Annotated in this window: 14 protein-coding genes and 1 pseudogene; 3 read left to right on the top strand and 12 right to left on the bottom strand. The window is 50.0% G+C overall.

Translation table 11 applies throughout. The features are described from left to right. Positions 1 to 5: 5 nt before the first annotated feature. Both BZG81_RS13465 and BZG81_RS13470 read left to right on the top strand, forming a co-directional pair. Positions 6 to 911, top strand: a complete 906-nt coding sequence (locus BZG81_RS13465; RefSeq protein WP_077677620.1) for a D-2-hydroxyacid dehydrogenase — start codon at positions 6 to 8, stop codon at positions 909 to 911. Beyond that, a complete protein-coding gene (locus BZG81_RS13470; protein ID WP_077677621.1) occupies positions 912 to 1,526 on the top strand; it encodes a uracil-DNA glycosylase family protein in 615 nt (204 codons plus the stop codon). 30 nt (positions 1,527 to 1,556) lie between these two features. On the opposite strand, the gene hemE is transcribed toward BZG81_RS13470, so the two are convergent. Both hemE and nudC read right to left on the bottom strand, forming a co-directional pair. Further along, positions 1,557 to 2,621: a uroporphyrinogen decarboxylase gene (gene hemE / locus BZG81_RS13475; RefSeq protein WP_077677622.1), complete on the bottom strand. Its 1,065-nt coding sequence runs from the start codon at positions 2,619 to 2,621 to the stop codon at positions 1,557 to 1,559. Positions 2,622 to 2,856: 235 nt separating this feature from the next. Continuing rightward, on the bottom strand, positions 2,857 to 3,627 hold the full coding sequence (gene nudC / locus BZG81_RS13480) for an NAD(+) diphosphatase (protein ID WP_077677623.1): 771 nt from the start codon (positions 3,625 to 3,627) through the stop codon (positions 2,857 to 2,859). Between the two features lie 144 nt (positions 3,628 to 3,771). On the opposite strand from nudC, the gene BZG81_RS13485 reads away from it, so the two are divergent. Continuing rightward, a complete protein-coding gene (locus BZG81_RS13485; RefSeq protein WP_025744442.1) occupies positions 3,772 to 4,257 on the top strand; it encodes an Rsd/AlgQ family anti-sigma factor in 486 nt (161 codons plus the stop codon). A 143-nt stretch (positions 4,258 to 4,400) separates the two neighbouring features. On the opposite strand, the gene rpoC is transcribed toward BZG81_RS13485, so the two are convergent. The 10 genes and pseudogenes from rpoC to BZG81_RS13535 form a co-directional block, all read right to left on the bottom strand. Then, a complete protein-coding gene (gene rpoC / locus BZG81_RS13490; protein WP_077461881.1) occupies positions 4,401 to 8,615 on the bottom strand; it encodes a DNA-directed RNA polymerase subunit beta' in 4,215 nt (1,404 codons plus the stop codon). Positions 8,616 to 8,698: 83 nt separating this feature from the next. Then, the gene (gene rpoB, locus BZG81_RS13495) at positions 8,699 to 12,724 is read right to left on the bottom strand and encodes a DNA-directed RNA polymerase subunit beta (protein ID WP_025744443.1); all 4,026 of its coding nucleotides are present in this window, start codon (positions 12,722 to 12,724) and stop codon (positions 8,699 to 8,701) included. A 231-nt stretch (positions 12,725 to 12,955) separates the two neighbouring features. Beyond that, the gene (rplL, locus tag BZG81_RS13500) at positions 12,956 to 13,324 is read right to left on the bottom strand and encodes a 50S ribosomal protein L7/L12 (RefSeq protein ID WP_025744444.1); all 369 of its coding nucleotides are present in this window, start codon (positions 13,322 to 13,324) and stop codon (positions 12,956 to 12,958) included. A 57-nt stretch (positions 13,325 to 13,381) separates the two neighbouring features. Continuing rightward, positions 13,382 to 13,870: a 50S ribosomal protein L10 gene (rplJ, locus tag BZG81_RS13505; protein ID WP_025744445.1), complete on the bottom strand. Its 489-nt coding sequence runs from the start codon at positions 13,868 to 13,870 to the stop codon at positions 13,382 to 13,384. Positions 13,871 to 14,097: 227 nt separating this feature from the next. Continuing rightward, the gene (gene rplA / locus BZG81_RS13510; RefSeq protein WP_025744446.1) at positions 14,098 to 14,802 is read right to left on the bottom strand and encodes a 50S ribosomal protein L1; all 705 of its coding nucleotides are present in this window, start codon (positions 14,800 to 14,802) and stop codon (positions 14,098 to 14,100) included. Between the two features lie 4 nt (positions 14,803 to 14,806). Further along, the gene (gene rplK / locus BZG81_RS13515) at positions 14,807 to 15,235 is read right to left on the bottom strand and encodes a 50S ribosomal protein L11 (protein ID WP_025674743.1); all 429 of its coding nucleotides are present in this window, start codon (positions 15,233 to 15,235) and stop codon (positions 14,807 to 14,809) included. A gap of 122 nt (positions 15,236 to 15,357) precedes the next feature. Further along, positions 15,358 to 15,903 (bottom strand): transcription termination/antitermination protein NusG, encoded by a 546-nt coding sequence (gene nusG, locus BZG81_RS13520; protein WP_025744447.1) that lies wholly within the window; start codon positions 15,901 to 15,903, stop codon positions 15,358 to 15,360. Positions 15,904 to 15,914: 11 nt separating this feature from the next. Next, positions 15,915 to 16,286: a preprotein translocase subunit SecE gene (secE, locus tag BZG81_RS13525; RefSeq protein ID WP_025744448.1), complete on the bottom strand. Its 372-nt coding sequence runs from the start codon at positions 16,284 to 16,286 to the stop codon at positions 15,915 to 15,917. Positions 16,287 to 16,508: 222 nt separating this feature from the next. After that, the gene (locus BZG81_RS15950) at positions 16,509 to 16,682 is read right to left on the bottom strand and encodes a hypothetical protein (protein ID WP_443216222.1); all 174 of its coding nucleotides are present in this window, start codon (positions 16,680 to 16,682) and stop codon (positions 16,509 to 16,511) included. Positions 16,683 to 16,819: 137 nt separating this feature from the next. Beyond that, a pseudogene (locus BZG81_RS13535) lies at positions 16,820 to 17,420 on the bottom strand (EF-Tu/IF-2/RF-3 family GTPase); the annotation flags it as partial.

Here is a 17,420-nt window from a genome sequence, read left to right on the forward strand (position 1 = left end):
CCTTTGTGGATAAAGTTTACGTTATCAGCGAGCATGCCGAGACCTATCTCCGGTTACTGCATAACGCCACACTACCTGAACTCACCGTCGTGGATCGCCCCGATCAAGCCACTATCTGGCTCGCCGATCCGCCACTGGCGGCGCCTCAATTATGCTATGGCGATCAGCTCCGCTGGTTACAATCAACATTCGCCGGTATCGACGCCCTGATCAACGCACCTTATCGACGCTATCAATTAACCAATGTGAGAGGCATTTTTGGTGACTTAATGGCCGAATACGTCTTCGGCTATTTGCTCAACGAAACACGACATATTACTCAATATGCAGACCAGCAAGCGCAACGTCTTTGGCAACCGCACGACTACACGTCGTTACGTGGAAAAACACTGGCTATTCTGGGGACGGGCGCCATTGGTCAGCATATTGCCACCGTGGCTCATGCGTTTGGGATGCACGTGCTGGGCACCAACCAAGATGGGCGTGCTGTCGAGGGGTTTGAGCACACCATGACGCTGACTGTGCTGCGTCAGCGGCTAGGCGAGGTCGATGTGTTAGTCAGTACACTGCCCGCAACAGCGGAAACGGCCCAATACGTGAATGCTGATTTTTGGCAATACGCACAAGACCTCTTGTTTATTAATGTCGGTCGCGGCGCAACGGTCGATGAATCTGCGCTCATTAAGGCCCTGGACGAGAAAAAACTGCGCTTGGCAGTATTGGACGTGATGCAACAAGAGCCGTTACCTCAAGCGCATCCTTTTTGGGCGCATCCTCGTGTTTGCATTACCCCACATATTGCTGCCGTTAGTTTTCCCGAACAAGTTTTTGACCTTTTTGCAGACAATTATCGCCGTTGGCATGCCGGTAAGCCGCTGGCTCATCAGGTCGATTTTAACAAAGGGTATTAAATGGTTTTCTCCGATTTAGAGACCGCCTTAGTAACCGCTCGTGAGTGCCACCTATGCCAACACTGGCTGGCGAACGGCCCCCACCCAATTATCCAAGCGAGTACAGATTCTAGAGTGCTGATTATCGGTCAAGCGCCAGGGCGACGGGTGCATGAAAGTGGTCTGCCGTTTAACGACCCTAGTGGCGATCGCCTGCGTGAATGGCTGGGGGTCACACGTGAGCAGTTTTACCAGCCAGATTTATTTGCCATCATGCCCATGGGCTTTTGTTATCCCGGCAAAAGTAAATCGGGCGATCTGCCGCCGGCGCGTATCTGCGCCCCCGTGTGGCACCAGGCAATCAAAGCACATCTCCCTAACGTTGCGGTGACCTTGCTGATTGGTCAATATGCTCAGCAGTACTACTTAGCCAACAAGCCTAAGACACTGACCGAGACCGTCAAGCAATGGCAACAGTGGGCGCCTCATGCCTTTTCGCTGCCTCATCCTTCTCCCAGAAACACACGTTGGCTACGCCGCAATCCGTGGTTTGAAGAGCAGGTAGTGCCCGCAATGCGACACCGAGTTCAGCAGGCTTTACGAGACGCTCCCCGTTGTAAGGGTCGCCTAAAATAAAAAACGCTCGCCGATTGGCGAGCGTGATCGTTAGCGATGATAAGGCTTAGATAATTCATGTACCGCATCAATAAAGACGCCTGCATTCTCAGGTGGGACATCCAAGTGAATGCCATGGCCGAGGTTAAACACATGGCCAGTCCCTTCACCGAAACCTTCCAAAATCGTCGAGACTTCTTGGCGAATGCGCTCAGGGCTGGCATATAACATCGACGGATCCATATTACCTTGTAGAGCAACATTGTCGCCAATCCGTGCTTTGGCATCAGCCATGTTAATGGTCCAATCAAGCCCAACACCATCACACCCGGTCGCGGCAATGCGTTCCAACCACATACCCGCATTTTTAGTAAACAAGGTCACTGGCACGCGGCGCCCGTCATGCTCTCGGATCAGACCGTCGACAATTTTCTGCATATACTGCAAAGAGAAGTCATTGTAATCGCGCGGCGTTAGCACGCCACCCCAGGTATCAAAGACCATGACAGATTGCGCACCCGCCTTAACCTGCGCGTTTAGATAACTAATCACACTGTCGGCGAGCTTGTCGAGTAAGGCGTGTAACGTCTGCGGCTCGGCATACATCATCTTTTTGATCTTGGTAAAGGCTTTCGAGGTGCCACCTTCTACCATGTAAGTTGCCAGTGTCCATGGACTGCCAGAGAAGCCAATCAAGGGAACTTCACCCGCCAATTCTTTGCGGATAGTGCGCACCGCATTCATCACGTATTGCAATTCCCCCTCAGGGTCAGGCATACCGATTTTATCGACATCCGCTTTACAGGTGATGGGACGAGAAAACTTGGGGCCTTCTCCCGTTTCAAAGTACAGCCCTAATCCCATTGCATCAGGAATAGTGAGAATATCTGAAAATAAGATAGCGGCATCCAAATCAAAGCGACGCAACGGCTGCATGGTCACTTCACAGGCCAATTCAGCATTTTTACACAACGACAAAAAGTCACCCGCCTGCGCACGTAATTCACGATATTCAGGAAGGTAGCGACCCGCTTGGCGCATCATCCACACGGGCGTGCAATCTACCGGTTGCTTATAAAGGGCGCGTAAATAACGATCGTTTTTCAATTCGGTCATTGTGTTTAAACCTGTGTGCGAAAAGTGGCCGCCATTGTATCACTGTAAAATGGCAACAAAAGCGAAGCTTTGTTAACAGGATCATAAAACGGCCACCCAAGGACCACGAACGATTGCTGGTGATTTAACCGCATGGTAAAACCATCCTATAACGACAATAGATCTACAAAAGACATAGGTCTACAAAAGACAACATGTTCGCATCTTACCCCGGCTCCCCTACGGCCGGGTTTTTTTATGCCTGTGTCAAGGTACAGCTGGCCTCAATCAAGCGTCGAGCAATCGTTCCTGTTGGTGCGACTAACGGTAACTGGTCCATATCAAACCATTGTGCATCGGTGAGCTCCTCATAGTCGGGGTTTAGATCCCCTCCGGCATAATCGGCGAGAAACCCCATCATCACATTAGAAGGAAACGCCCAGGGCTGGCTTTCCATGTAACGAATATTGGTTATCGATAGGCCCGTTTCTTCTTTCACCTCACGCGCCACACATTGCTCGAGCGTTTCGCCAGGCTCAACAAACCCCGCAATCACGGTATACATGCCCGTTTTATGACGAGGGTGCTGAGCAAGCAACAAACGTTTACCATCGCGCACGGCAACAATCACACACGGCGATACGCGTGGATAATCATGACGCTGGCAGCTTGAGCACCACATCGCTATCGCCTGCACGTTAAATTCCGTACGCTGACCACAGCGACCACAAAATGCTTGCTGATGGCGCATATGATCGAGCTGGACGACCCGCCCGACTAACGCAAATAAGTCCGCTGACAGATAGGGGAGTAAGTCCCGAAAGCCTGCCATCTCGTCATCGGGAAGCATGGCGTTACAATTAAATACCCCCACCACCGGTGTCTGCTGATAGTCACCGACAGTCACTGTATCACCACCAGCAAACGGCAGCTGCGACAAGGGCATACATGGCAATTGACCACCTGGCAGCCAAAGTTTGCTCTTGCTAACTACACATACATAGACGGCTTTTTGATTCTGAGACATGGTCACTTCCTTAGCCTTGCAGCTACACTTGAATACTGGCAATCTAGTTTCATAACGTGATGCAAAGGATTGAGCAGCCCGTTAATTTTCAGCCGGCCTTATATAGTGCCATTCATTCGCTGATCGATCACGAGGACACCGATCATGCTGAGAAAACTTGAACGTACCAAAGCCCAATGGAGCGGTTACGACGAGGTTATTGATTACTGGCTTGAGTTACGCCGCCAATTATTGGTGGAGTATTACAATGTGGCCGGCGTGGCCGCCAAAAAAAAACAATCGCTGCCAACGAAAGCAGAACTCGATAATTTTTGTGATCATCTTGTCGACTATATTTCGACCGGCCACTTCAAGATCTACAACATGGTCATGGAGCGTTGGCAGTCAACAGGGTTCGCGGCGACGAAAGAGACCGATAACCTTTATTATCGCATCGTTGATACGACAGACCCTCTGTTAGACTTTAATGATAAATTCAGTGCGGTAGACTTGGACGACGAAGATTATGACGCCACCGATTTTGACCAAGATATGTCTGCAATTGGTGAGTGGCTTGAGCAACGTTTTGAGTTGGAAGATACTTTAATTCGATTGATTGCTGACAGTCTGGCTCACCCGCCGGGCGCCTAAAACGCATCACCTAATATCAATAGAAACGCCGCCTCTTGAGATGCGGCGTTTTTTGTGCGCTGAATGAACACAAAAACAAAAGGCATCTCCGAAGAGATGCCTTTTTATTCGACTTAGCTTATCGCGCTAATTATTTCACTCGCTTAGCTGTCGTCGTTCAAGCCCGCATTAAGCAACGCCGCTAGGTCTTGTGATGCTTGCTCTGCATCGACCTGAGGAGCGACTGGCTGTTCTGGCTCTGCACGCTTAGCTTGACGGTCTTTGTGATACGCGAAGCCAGTACCGGCTGGGATCAGACGACCCACGATCACGTTTTCTTTCAGACCGCGCAAGTCATCACGCTTACCTGCCACCGCGGCTTCTGTCAGCACACGCGTGGTTTCTTGGAACGAAGCCGCTGAGATAAAGGACTCAGTCGCCAACGATGCTTTGGTAATACCCAAGAGATCACGGCCAAATGTAGCCGGCTGCTTACCGTCGATTTCAAGATCACGGTTAGCAATCATGACACGAGAGTATTCAACCTGCTCGCCTTCCAAGAACTCAGTATCACCTGCAGACTTAATCGTCACCTTACGCAGCATCTGACGAACAATCGTCTCAATGTGCTTATCGTTGATCTTAACGCCTTGCAGACGGTAAACGTCTTGTACTTCGTTGGTGATGTATTCCGCCACCGCATGGATACCACGCAGACGTAGGATGTCGTGTGGTGATTCTGGACCATCTGCGATCACATCACCTTTCTCGACTTTTTCACCTTCGAAGACGTTGAGCTGACGCCACTTTGGAATCATCTCTTCGTACGCTTTACCTTCTTCTGGTGTGATAACCAGACGACGCTTGCCTTTGGTTTCTTTACCAAAGGACACCGTACCGGTGATCTCTGCCAGAATCGCTGGCTCTTTCGGCTTACGCGCTTCAAACAGGTCAGCAACGCGAGGCAAACCACCGGTGATATCCTTGGTACCGCCGCTTTCTTGCGGGATACGCGCTAGGGTGTCACCAATGCCAACACTCGCACCGTCATCCAGTTGCACGATGGCTTTACCTGGCAAGAAGTATTGAACCGGCATATCAGTACCCGGTACCATCACATCATTACCTTGCGCATCCACCAGCTTCACCGCAGGACGCTTGTCTTTACCGGATGTTGGACGCTCCGAGGCATCCATGACCACGATAGAAGACAGACCCGTTAGCTCGTCAGTTTGACGTTGCATGGTCGCGCCATCAATCATATCAACGAAGCGAAGGCTACCTTCTACCTCAGTGATGATTGGCATGGTGTGTGGGTCCCAGTTAGCGACTACGTCACCGGCTACCACGGCTTCGCCGTCTTGCTTGCCAAGGATTGCACCATAAGGCACTTTGTAGCTTTCTTTGGTACGGCCAAACTCATCAACAATGGTCATTTCTGTCGCACGCGAGGTAATCACGAGCTTACCGTCGCTGTTGGTAACAGATTTAGCATTGTGCAGGTGCATAGAACCTTTGTTCTTCACCTGGATGTTGTTTTCTGCCGCTGCACGCGATGCTGCACCACCGATGTGGAACGTACGCATGGTCAGCTGTGTACCAGGCTCACCGATAGACTGTGCTGCGATAACACCGACAGACTCACCGTGATTAACCAGGTGACCACGTGCCAGGTCACGACCATAACAGTTGGCACAACAACCAAAGTCGGTTTCACAGGTTACAACAGAACGCACTTTCACTTTATCGACGGAATGATGCTCAAGAATGTCACACCATTTTTCGTCCAACAGCGTGTTGCGTGGTGCCAGGACTTCTTCCGAGCCAGGCTTGAGCACATCTTCTGCCACAACACGGCCTAGAACACGCTCACGCAGGGCTTCTTTAACGTCACCACCTTCGATAACCGCCATCATGTGGATACCGCCTTGGGTACCACAATCGGTTTCGGTCACAACCACGTCTTGCGCGACATCGACCAGGCGACGCGTCAGATAACCTGAGTTCGCGGTCTTCAGTGCCGTATCCGCCAGACCCTTACGGGCACCGTGCGTTGAAATAAAGTACTGAAGTACGTTCAGACCTTCACGGAAGTTCGCCGTGATTGGCGTTTCGATGATGGAGCCATCCGGCTTCGCCATCAGACCACGCATACCCGCTAGCTGACGGATCTGCGCGGCAGAACCACGTGCACCTGAGTCAGCCATCATGTAGACGCTGTTAAACGATGTTTGCGTTTCTTCTTCGCCATCACGGTTAATCACTGTCTCGGTAGACAGGTTATCCATCATCGCTTTGGCAACTTGTTCGTTCGCGGCCGCCCAGATATCGATCACTTTGTTATAGCGCTCGCCGGCCGTCACTAGGCCTGACTGGAACTGCTCTTGAATTTCCGCGACTTCAGCTTCAGCAGCTTCGATCAAGTCGTACTTCGCTTGTGGGATCACCATGTCGTCGATACCGACAGACGTGCCCGACAGCGCTGAATACGCAAAACCTGTGTACATAATTTGGTCAGCGAAGATAACGGTATCTTTCAGACCCAGCTTGCGGTAGCAGGTGTTTAGCAAGTTAGAAATTTGCTTTTTACCTAATGGCTGGTTCACCAAGTCATACGGCAAGCCGTTAGGAACAATGGTCCACAGCATGGCACGGCCCACGGTGGTATCCACCAAGGACACTTTTTCCGTGCGTGTACCCATCTCATCGATGTCGATTTGCTTGATACGTACTTTTACACGGCTGTGCAGTTCAGCATGACCGGTACGGTATACTTTTTCTGCTTCACCTGGACCAGCCAGGTACATGCCTTCGCCTTTGCCGTTGACCTTTTCACGGGTCATATAATAGAGACCCAATACCACGTCCTGCGACGGAACGATGATAGGGTCACCAGACGCTGGCGACAGAATGTTGTTGGTTGACATCATCAACGCACGCGCTTCCAGCTGAGCTTCCAGCGTTAGCGGCACGTGAACAGCCATTTGGTCACCATCGAAGTCAGCGTTATACGCCGCACACACCAACGGGTGCAGCTGGATCGCTTTACCTTCGATAAGCACAGGTTCAAACGCTTGGATACCCAAACGGTGAAGTGTTGGTGCACGGTTAAGCATCACTGGGTGTTCACGGATGACATCATCCAAGATATCCCATACGACCGCTTCTTCGCGCTCAACCATCTTCTTAGCGGCTTTGATAGTAGTCGCTAGACCACGAGTCTCAAGCTTGCCGTAGATAAACGGTTTAAACAGCTCTAGTGCCATTTTCTTTGGCAGGCCACACTGATGCAGACGCAAGTATGGACCCACGGTAATCACCGAACGGCCAGAGTAATCAACACGTTTACCCAGCAGGTTCTGACGGAAACGCCCCTGCTTACCTTTGATCATGTCGGCCAGTGATTTCAGCGGACGCTTGTTCGAGCCGGTAATGGCACGACCACGACGGCCGTTATCCAGCATGGCATCGACAGACTCTTGCAGCATACGCTTTTCGTTACGCACGATGATATCTGGCGCAGCAAGATCAAGTAGACGCTTCAAGCGGTTGTTACGGTTAATCACACGGCGGTACAGGTCGTTGAGATCCGAGGTCGCAAAACGACCACCATCCAACGGGACCAATGGACGCAGATCGGGCGGCAACACAGGCAGCACGGTCAAAATCATCCACTCAGGGTTGTTACCTGATTGTAAGAAGGACTCAACCAGCTTCAAACGCTTGGTGATCTTCTTACGCTTGGTCTCAGAGTTCGTCTCTTCGAGCTGTTCACGCATTTGCTCTGTCTCAACCGACAGATCCATGTTCGCGAGCAGTGCTTTGACTGCTTCTGCGCCCATGCGCGCGTCAAATTCGTCGCCCCACTCTTCGAGTGCGTCTAAATATTGTTCTTCAGACATCATCTGACCGCGCTCTAGGCTGGTCATGCCTGGTTCAATAACAATATACGACTCAAAGTAAAGCACACGTTCGATGTCACGCAGTGGCATGTCCATCAACAAGCCGATGCGCGATGGCAGCGACTTCAGGAACCAAATGTGGGCAACAGGAGAAGCAAGCTCAATGTGACCCATGCGCTCACGGCGCACTTTGGTCTGAGTGACTTCAACGCCACATTTTTCACAAATGACGCCGCGGTGCTTGAGGCGCTTATACTTACCACAAAGACACTCATAGTCTTTGACCGGGCCAAAGATACGTGCACAGAACAAACCGTCACGTTCAGGCTTAAAGGTACGGTAGTTGATGGTTTCTGGCTTTTTCACTTCACCAAACGACCATGAACGAATCATGTCCGGTGAGGCAAGACCGATTTTGATCGAGTCAAATTCTTCGGTCTTATGTTGTGCTTTCAGAAACTTAAGTAAGTCTTTCACAATCGGCTCCTGTGAGGAGTTGACCCATAAAGGCGCTGACAGGCAGCGCCTTCATATTCTTACCGGAGAGAGTAGCTCGAGGCTTACTCGTCTTCCAGCTCGATGTTGATACCCAACGAGCGGATTTCTTTCAGCAATACGTTGAAAGATTCCGGCATGCCCGGCTCCATACGATGGTCGCCATCTACGATGTTTTTATACATCTTAGTACGGCCATTAACGTCATCCGACTTCACGGTGAGCATTTCTTGTAGGGTATAGGCAGCACCGTATGCTTCCAGAGCCCAAACTTCCATCTCACCGAAGCGCTGACCACCGAACTGTGCCTTACCACCCAACGGTTGCTGCGTCACCAAGCTGTAAGAACCGGTTGAACGGGCGTGCATCTTGTCGTCAACCAAGTGGTTCAGTTTCAGCATGTACATGTAACCCACGGTTACCGGACGCTCAAACTTCTCACCAGTGCGGCCATCGTACAAGTCAAGCTGACCAGACTCAGGCAGATCGCCCAATTTCAGTAGTTCTTTAACAATTGGTTCAGGCGCACCGTCAAAGACAGGAGACGCTGTCGGCAGACCATCACGCAGGTTTCCGATTAAGGTGCGTACTTCTTCGTCAGTCAGTTGGCTAATGTCCACTTTCTGACGGGTATCACCGAGATCGTAAACCTTCTGCAAGAACTCACGGAATTTCGCTAGTTCTTGCTGCTCTTTGAGCATGCGGTTGATCTTGTCACCAATCCCTTTCGCTGCCAGACCCAAGTGTGTTTCTAGGATCTGACCGATGTTCATACGCGAAGGTACACCCAACGGGTTCAGCACTAAGTCGACGGGTTCACCAGATTCGTCGTAAGGCATATCTTCGATCGGGTTGATCTTCGAGATAACACCTTTGTTACCGTGACGACCAGCCATTTTATCACCTGGCTGGATGCGACGTTTAACCGCAAGGTACACTTTAACGATCTTCAACACGCCTGGCGCAAGGTCATCACCTTGGGTGATCTTGCGACGTTTGGTGTCAAATTTCTTGTCAAAGTCAGCTTTGATTTCGTCGTACTGCTCGGCAAGCTGCTCTAGCTGCGTTTGCTGTGCTTCGTCGTCTAGTGTCTGCGTCAACATGGTCTGACGATCCATGCTGGCTAATTGACTATCAGTGTAACCGGCTTGAGAAAGCAGTGTGCGAACACGTGCCATCAGACCACCTTCAAGGATAGAGAACTCCTCGGTTAGGTCTTTTTTGGCTTCTTTCAGCTGCATTTCTTCGATTTCGAGTGCACGTTTGTCTTTTTCAACGCCATCGCGAGTAAAGACTTGCACATCGATAACCGTACCAGATACACCATTAGGAACACGCAATGATGAATCTTTTACGTCAGAGGCTTTTTCGCCAAAGATTGCTCGTAGTAGCTTCTCCTCTGGCGTCAGTTGTGTTTCGCCTTTTGGCGTCACTTTACCGACCATGATATCGCCGCCTTTGACTTCGGCCCCGATATACACAACCCCAGATTCATCCAGCTTAGACAGTGCCGCTTCACCCACGTTTGGAATATCCGCGGTAATTTCTTCACTGCCCAGCTTGGTATCACGCGCCACACAAGAAAGCTCTTGAATGTGAATAGTGGTTAAACGATCTTCCTGAGCCACACGCTCAGAAATAAGGATGGAATCCTCAAAGTTATAACCATTCCACGGCATAAACGCGATGCGCATGTTCTGGCCGAGTGCCAGTTCACCCAAATCGGTTGATGGTCCATCAGCCAAGACGTCACCTTTGGCGACTTCATGGCCTGGCATCACAGTTGGACGCTGATTAATACAGGTGTTCTGGTTTGAACGTGTGTATTTCACCAAGCTGTAGATATCGATACCCGCTTCGCCTGATACCAACTCATCTTCATTCACTTTCACCACGATACGTGATGCGTCGACCGACTGAATGGTACCACCGCGTTTCGCTACCGCTGTCACACCCGAGTCAACCGCCACATTACGCTCGATACCTGTTCCCACGAGCGGCTTTTGCGCGCGCAGTGTCGGCACCGCCTGACGTTGCATGTTCGCGCCCATCAAGGCACGGTTAGCATCATCATGCTCAAGGAACGGGATCAGTGAGGCTGCCACCGATACGACCTGGTTGGTCGCAACGTCCATGTACTGGACATGATCACGTGGGTGCAAGCCTGACTCACCGGTTTCACGCGCGGTGATCAGTTCATCAGTGAAGGAGCCATCTTCGTTCAACGCAGCGTTCGCCTGCGCAATCACGTAGTGACCTTCTTCGATCGCTGACAAATAATCAATTTGATCGGTCACTTTACCGTCAACGACTTTACGGTAAGGTGTTTCTAGGAAGCCGTAGCCATTACAACGTGCAAAGGCAGACAGTGAGTTAATCAGACCGATGTTCGGTCCTTCCGGTGTTTCAATCGGACACAGACGACCGTAGTGGGTGGCATGAACGTCACGCACTTCGAAACCTGCACGCTCACGCGTCAGACCGCCTGGACCCAATGCAGAAATACGACGTTTGTGCGTCACTTCTGACAACGGGTTATTTTGGTCCATAAACTGTGACAGCTGTGAAGAGCCAAAGAACTCTTTAACTGCCGCAGAGATAGGCTTAGCGTTAATTAAGTCTTGTGGCATCACACTGTCGAGATCGCCCAAGCTCAAACGCTCTTTTACTGCACGCTCTACACGTACTAGACCTACACGGAACTGGTTTTCTGCCATTTCGCCCACAGAGCGAATACGGCGGTTACCCAGGTGATCAATGTCATCAACTTCACCAATACCATTTCGGATATGGATGAGTTTACGCATCACCTCGATAATGTCTTCTTTGCTCAGAACGCCTGGGCCAGTCAGATCATCACGACCCAGAGAGCTGTTAAACTTCATACGACCCACAGATGATAGGTCGTAGCGATCGTCTGAGAAGAACAGACTTTCGAACAGTTGCTCTGCCGCTTCACGCGTTGGTGGCTCACCAGGACGCATCATGCGGTAAATTTCAACTAACGCCGTCAAGCGATCCGTTGTATTGTCGATACGCAGGGTATCTGACATGTACGGGCCGTGATCCAGGTCATTAGTGAACAGGGTTTCGATACGTTTGTGACCTGCTTGCGACAACTGCGCCAGTGTCTCCAGACTTAACTCTTGGTTAGCCGAGACAATCACTTCGCCAGTTTCCTGGTTGATATATTCACGTGCAGAAATCTTGCCCGCAATATACTCCACCGGCACTTCGATGTGATCAACGTTATCTTTCGTCAACTGACGGATATGACGCGCGGTAATTCGACGGCCTTGCTCAACGTAAACTTTACCGTCGGCTTCAATGTCGAAATTTGCCGTTTCGCCACGTAGACGATCAGGCACCAACTCCATCACCAGAGATTTGCCCTTCACTTCGAAAACGACTTTTTCGAAGAATAGATCCAAGATCTCTTCAGTTGTGTATTCCAGCGCACGCAGAATAATAGAAGCCGGCAGCTTACGACGACGATCGATACGAACGTATACGATATCCTTAGGATCAAATTCGAAATCCAACCATGAACCACGGTATGGGATCACGCGTGCGTTATATAGCACTTTTCCTGAGGAGTGGGTTTTACCCTTATCGCTGTCGAAAAAGACGCCCGGACTACGGTGCAGCTGGGATACGATAACCCTCTCAGTACCATTGATGACAAAGGTACCATTTTCAGTCATGAGCGGAATTTCGCCCATATAGACTTCTTGTTCTTTGATGTCTTTTACGGTACCAGCCGGGGCTTCCTTATCAAACATCACCAAGCGCAGTTTCACGCGCAGTGGGGCCGAATAGGTTACGCCACGAATTTGGCATTCTTTGACATCGAAAACTGGCTCACCGAGACGATAGCTAACGTATTGCAGCTCGGAATTGCCGTTGTAGCTCTGAATTGGAAAAACAGAGCGAAAGGCAGCTTCAAGACCGTATTGCCCTTCTGGATCCTGCTCGATAAAGTTCTTAAAAGATTCAAGCTGGATCGACAGCAAGTATGGCACGTCCAGAACTTGAGGACGCTTACCAAAATCCTTACGGATACGCTTTTTCTCGGTATAAGAGTAAACCATAGGGTTCCTCAGCTCGCTGATAAGTGACCCAAACTGTCCGATAAAACAAGGACAGTGACTAAACAACCACCGTTTAGTGTAGGAAAATCAAAGCGCGTGCTTTGATCTTTTTTGCATGGTCAGCAGTGATAAAACGGGGTGGAAATTTCACTACTGCCCTACAGCGCAAAAAGGCCGGTGGCTTTCTAGCCACCAGCCAATGCCCTTTCAGGCTAGGAAATTAAGTATAAATTACTTAACTTCAACAGAAGCACCAGCTTCTTCTAGCTGAGCTTTAAGCGCTTCAGCTTCTTCTTTCTCAACACCTTCTTTCAGAGGTGCTGGCGCGCCGTCAACAAGCGCTTTCGCTTCTTTCAGGCCTAGACCAGTTGCGCCACGTACCGCTTTGATTACTGATACTTTGTTCGCACCAGCTTCAGTTAGGATAACGTCAAATTCGGTTTGCTCTTCAACAGCAGCGCCTTCGCCAGCACCACCAGCAACAACTGCTGCTGCAGCTGATACGCCGAATTTTTCTTCCATAGCTTCGATAAGCTCAACAACTTGCATTACAGACATGTCTGCAATTGCGTCTAGGATTTGCTCGTTAGTGATAGACATAACAATTCTCTTTAAAGTCAACAATAAAAGGATTAAGCAACCAGATTAAGCGGGCAATTAGGCCGCGTCTTTTTGGTCGCGAACAGCGGCGATAGTACGAACCAGCTTGCCGGCAGAAGCTTCTTTCAAGCCCATCATTAGGCGTGCAATTGCTTCGTCGTACGTTGGCAGTGTCGCCAATACCTCTGGGTCAGTGATCACGCCTTCGAATGCAGCAGATTTAACCTCAAACTCGTTGTTTTCTTTAGCGAAGTCTTTAAAAAGACGCGCAGCAGCACCTGGGTGCTCGTTAGAAAACGCAATCAGAGTTGGGCCAACAAAAGTGTCTTTCAGACACTCGTAGTCTGTGCCTTCAACTGCACGGCGAGCCAGTGTATTACGAACAACTTTCATGAAAACGCCCGCTTCACGCGCTTGTTTACGTAGAGAAGTCATCGCATCCACGGTTACACCGCGAGAATCAGCAACTACTGCAGACAGGGCACCACTGGCAGCTTCGTTGACTTCAGCAACAATTGCTTTTTTGTCTTGAAGGTTTAAAGCCATTTGGATTTGCTCCTGGATTGTTTAACACCACTCCCCACATAGCGTAGAGAGAGCTTTTACGGTGCAGATCCAAGAAAGACGAAAATCTATCATGTTCTGGCACCGTCTACGTAGGAGAGATTAAGTTCGCTATGAACACCTACGGTCTTGGACGAAGTTTGCCGCAGCAAACTCAGCCATAAAATTGCCAAGCGAGAGAGTATAAACTACTCGCTCGCTTGTCGCAATTAGTTAACGCTTGCGTCCAAAGAGTTCTGGTCTAATGAAACACCAGCACCCATAGTGGTCGACAGGCTAACTTTCTTAATGAAAGTACCTTTTGCTGAAGTTGGCTTCGCCTTCTTCAGTGCAACCAACAGCGCTTCAAGGTTCTCTTTTAGGCTGTCAGCGTCAAAGTCTACTTTACCGATAGTAGTATGAACGATACCGTTCTTATCGTTACGATAACGAACCTGACCTGCTTTCGCGTTCTTAACCGCTTCAGCAACGTTAGGCGTTACAGTACCTACTTTCGGGTTTGGCATCAGGCCGCGTGGACCTAGGATAGTACCTAGCTGGCCAACAACGCGCATTGCGTCTGGTGAAGCGACGACAACGTCAAAGTTCATTTCGCCTTTCTTCACTTGCTCAGCAAGATCTTCCATACCCACGATATCTGCACCCGCTTCTTTCGCAGCGTCTGCATTCGCACCTTGGGTGAATACTGCAACACGGATATCACGGCCAGTACCGTTCGGCAGTACAGTTGCACCACGAACGTTTTGGTCTGATTTACGTGCATCGATGCCAAGGTTGACAGAAACATCAACACTTTCAACAAATTTTGCAGTCGCCAGTTCCTTAAGTAGAGCAACGGCTTCGTTGATGTCGTACTCTTTGGTCACATCAACTTTTTCGCGGATTACGCGCATGCGCTTAGTCATTTTAGCCATTGTCTTAACCCTCTACGTTCAGGCCCATTGAACGGGCAGTACCCGCAATGGAGCGTTTCATCGCTTCGACGTCCGCACCCGTCATGTCTGCCGCTTTGGTTTCTGCGATCTCTTGGATCTGAGCGTCAGTAACGGTACCCACTTTTTCAGTGTTCGGACGACCTGAACCAGACTTAACACCGGCTGCTTTCTTAAGCAGAATCGCCGCTGGTGGGGTCTTGGTTACGAAGGTGAAAGAACGGTCACTATATACAGTGATAACAACAGGAGTTGGTAGACCTTTCTCGATAGATTCAGTCTTCGCGTTAAACGCTTTACAGAACTCCATGATGTTTACACCGTGTTGACCTAGAGCAGGACCAACCGGTGGCGATGGGTTAGCTGCACCCGCTGCAACCTGCAGCTTGATGTAAGCTTGTACTTTCTTAGCCATTATTCAATTACCTAATTTTGGGTACTAACGTCTATCTTGTGACAGACTTCCCGTTTAACAAAAGGGCGCGAAATTATAGTCAAATTTCGCGCCCTTGCCAACCGTTAGCGGTGCTTTTTTGATCAGGTTTTTTCTACCTGGCCAAATTCAAGCTCTACCGGTGTTGCACGGCCGAAGATAGACACTGAAACTTTAAGGCGGTTTTTATCGTAGTCGACTTGTTCAACTACGCCGTTAAAGTCTGCAAATGGGCCTTCAGTAACGCGTACCACTTCACCTGCTTCAAATACGGTTTTATGCACCGGAGACTCGCTCGCTTTTTCAAGGCGATTGAGGATAGAGTCCGCTTCTTTATCAGAAATTGGAGCTGGGCGATCAGAGGTGCCGCCGATAAAGCCCATCACACGTGGCACACCACGTACTAGGTGCCACGACTCATCGTTCATCACCATTTGGACGAGCACATAACCTGGGAAGAATTTACGTTCGCTTTTACGACGTTGACCTTGGCGCATTTCAACCACTTCTTCGGTTGGCACCAATACTTCCCCGAAATAGTCTTCCATTTCGTGCATCTTGATATGTTCGCGCAATGATTGCGCCACACGGCTTTCAAAACCAGAGAAAGCCTGAACCACATACCAACGTTTTTTGGGAGCTTCGCTCATGTACTTTTACCTCACACGCCAGTGATTAGGCGGACTAGACGGACCATGATTCCGTCAACGCCCCACAAGATGAGCGCCATAACGACAGTAACAGCCAGAACGATGAGAGAGGTTTGCAAAGTCTCTTGGCGCGTAGGCCAAATGACTTTACGCACTTCCATACGCGATTCGCGTGCAAACGTGATCGCAGCTTTTCCTTTCATCGTGAGTGCAGCCACACCGCCAGCAGCGGCAACCAGCACCACTACAGCAGCAGCTCGCACTACTACAGACACATCACTGTACAGGCTATTCCCTACCACGGCTGCGGCCAATAGGACAAAAACAACACCCCACTTGAGGATGTCCATCGAACCGGATTGGGTCTCAGCGTTCGCTTTCATACATTCTACCTGTAACAAGTCTACATAGACGGCAGTGCCTATAACAGCATACGGTCCGTATTCTGCAAGGCACGTGGTGATCTTATCTCTCGTTAGAGGGTGATACGATCACTAAAGTCCGCGCTGACCGACCACTAGTGGCGAAAATTACGCCAATAGGAGTGTCAAACGCAGAAAAAGGGCATCAAATGATGCCCTTTTTACTAGTGTTTCGTCAAATCATTATTCAACGATGTTGGCAACAACACCAGCGCCTACAGTACGGCCACCTTCACGGATAGCGAAACGTAGGCCTTCATCCATCGCGATTGGCGCGATAAGCGTTACAACCATCTTAATATTGTCACCAGGCATAACCATCTCAACGCCTTCTGGCAGTTCGATAGTACCGGTCACGTCAGTTGTACGGAAGTAGAACTGTGGACGATAACCTTTGAAGAACGGCGTATGACGGCCGCCTTCGTCTTTACCTAGTACGTATACTTCTGATTCGAACTTGGTGTGCGGAGTGATTGAACCAGGCTTCGCCAGTACTTGACGCCTTCTGGCAGTTCGATAGTACCGGTCACGTCAGTTGTACGGAAGTAGAACTGTGGACGATAACCTTTGAAGAACGGCGTATGACGGCCGCCTTCGTCTTTACCTAGTACGTATACTTCTGATTCGAACTTGGTGTGCGGAGTGATTGAACCAGGCTTCGCCAGTACTTGACCACGCTCAACTTCGTCACGCTTAGTACCACGCAAAAGAACACCAACGTTCTCACCCGCACGGCCTTCGTCTAGAAGCTTACGGAACATTTCAACACCAGTACAAGTGGTCTTGGTGGTGTCTTTCATGCCTACGATTTCAACGTCGTCACCCACGGTGATGATGCCTTGCTCAACACGACCAGTTACAACAGTACCACGGCCTTGGATTGAGAATACGTCTTCGATTGGTAGGATGAACGGCTTGTCGATCGCACGCTCTGGCTCTGGGATGTAAGAATCCAGGGCTTCAGCAAGTTCAACAATCTTCTGCTCCCACTGCTCTTCACCGTTCAATGCACCCAGTGCAACCTTGAATTACTGGGCAGTCGTCACCTGGGAGAAGTCATACTCTGAAAGTAGCTCACGGACTTCCATTTCAACC

Origin of the sequence: Salinivibrio sp. MA607 (assembly GCF_001996245.1) — a bacterium.
GTDB classification, from domain to species: Bacteria; Pseudomonadota; Gammaproteobacteria; order Enterobacterales; family Vibrionaceae; genus Salinivibrio; species Salinivibrio costicola.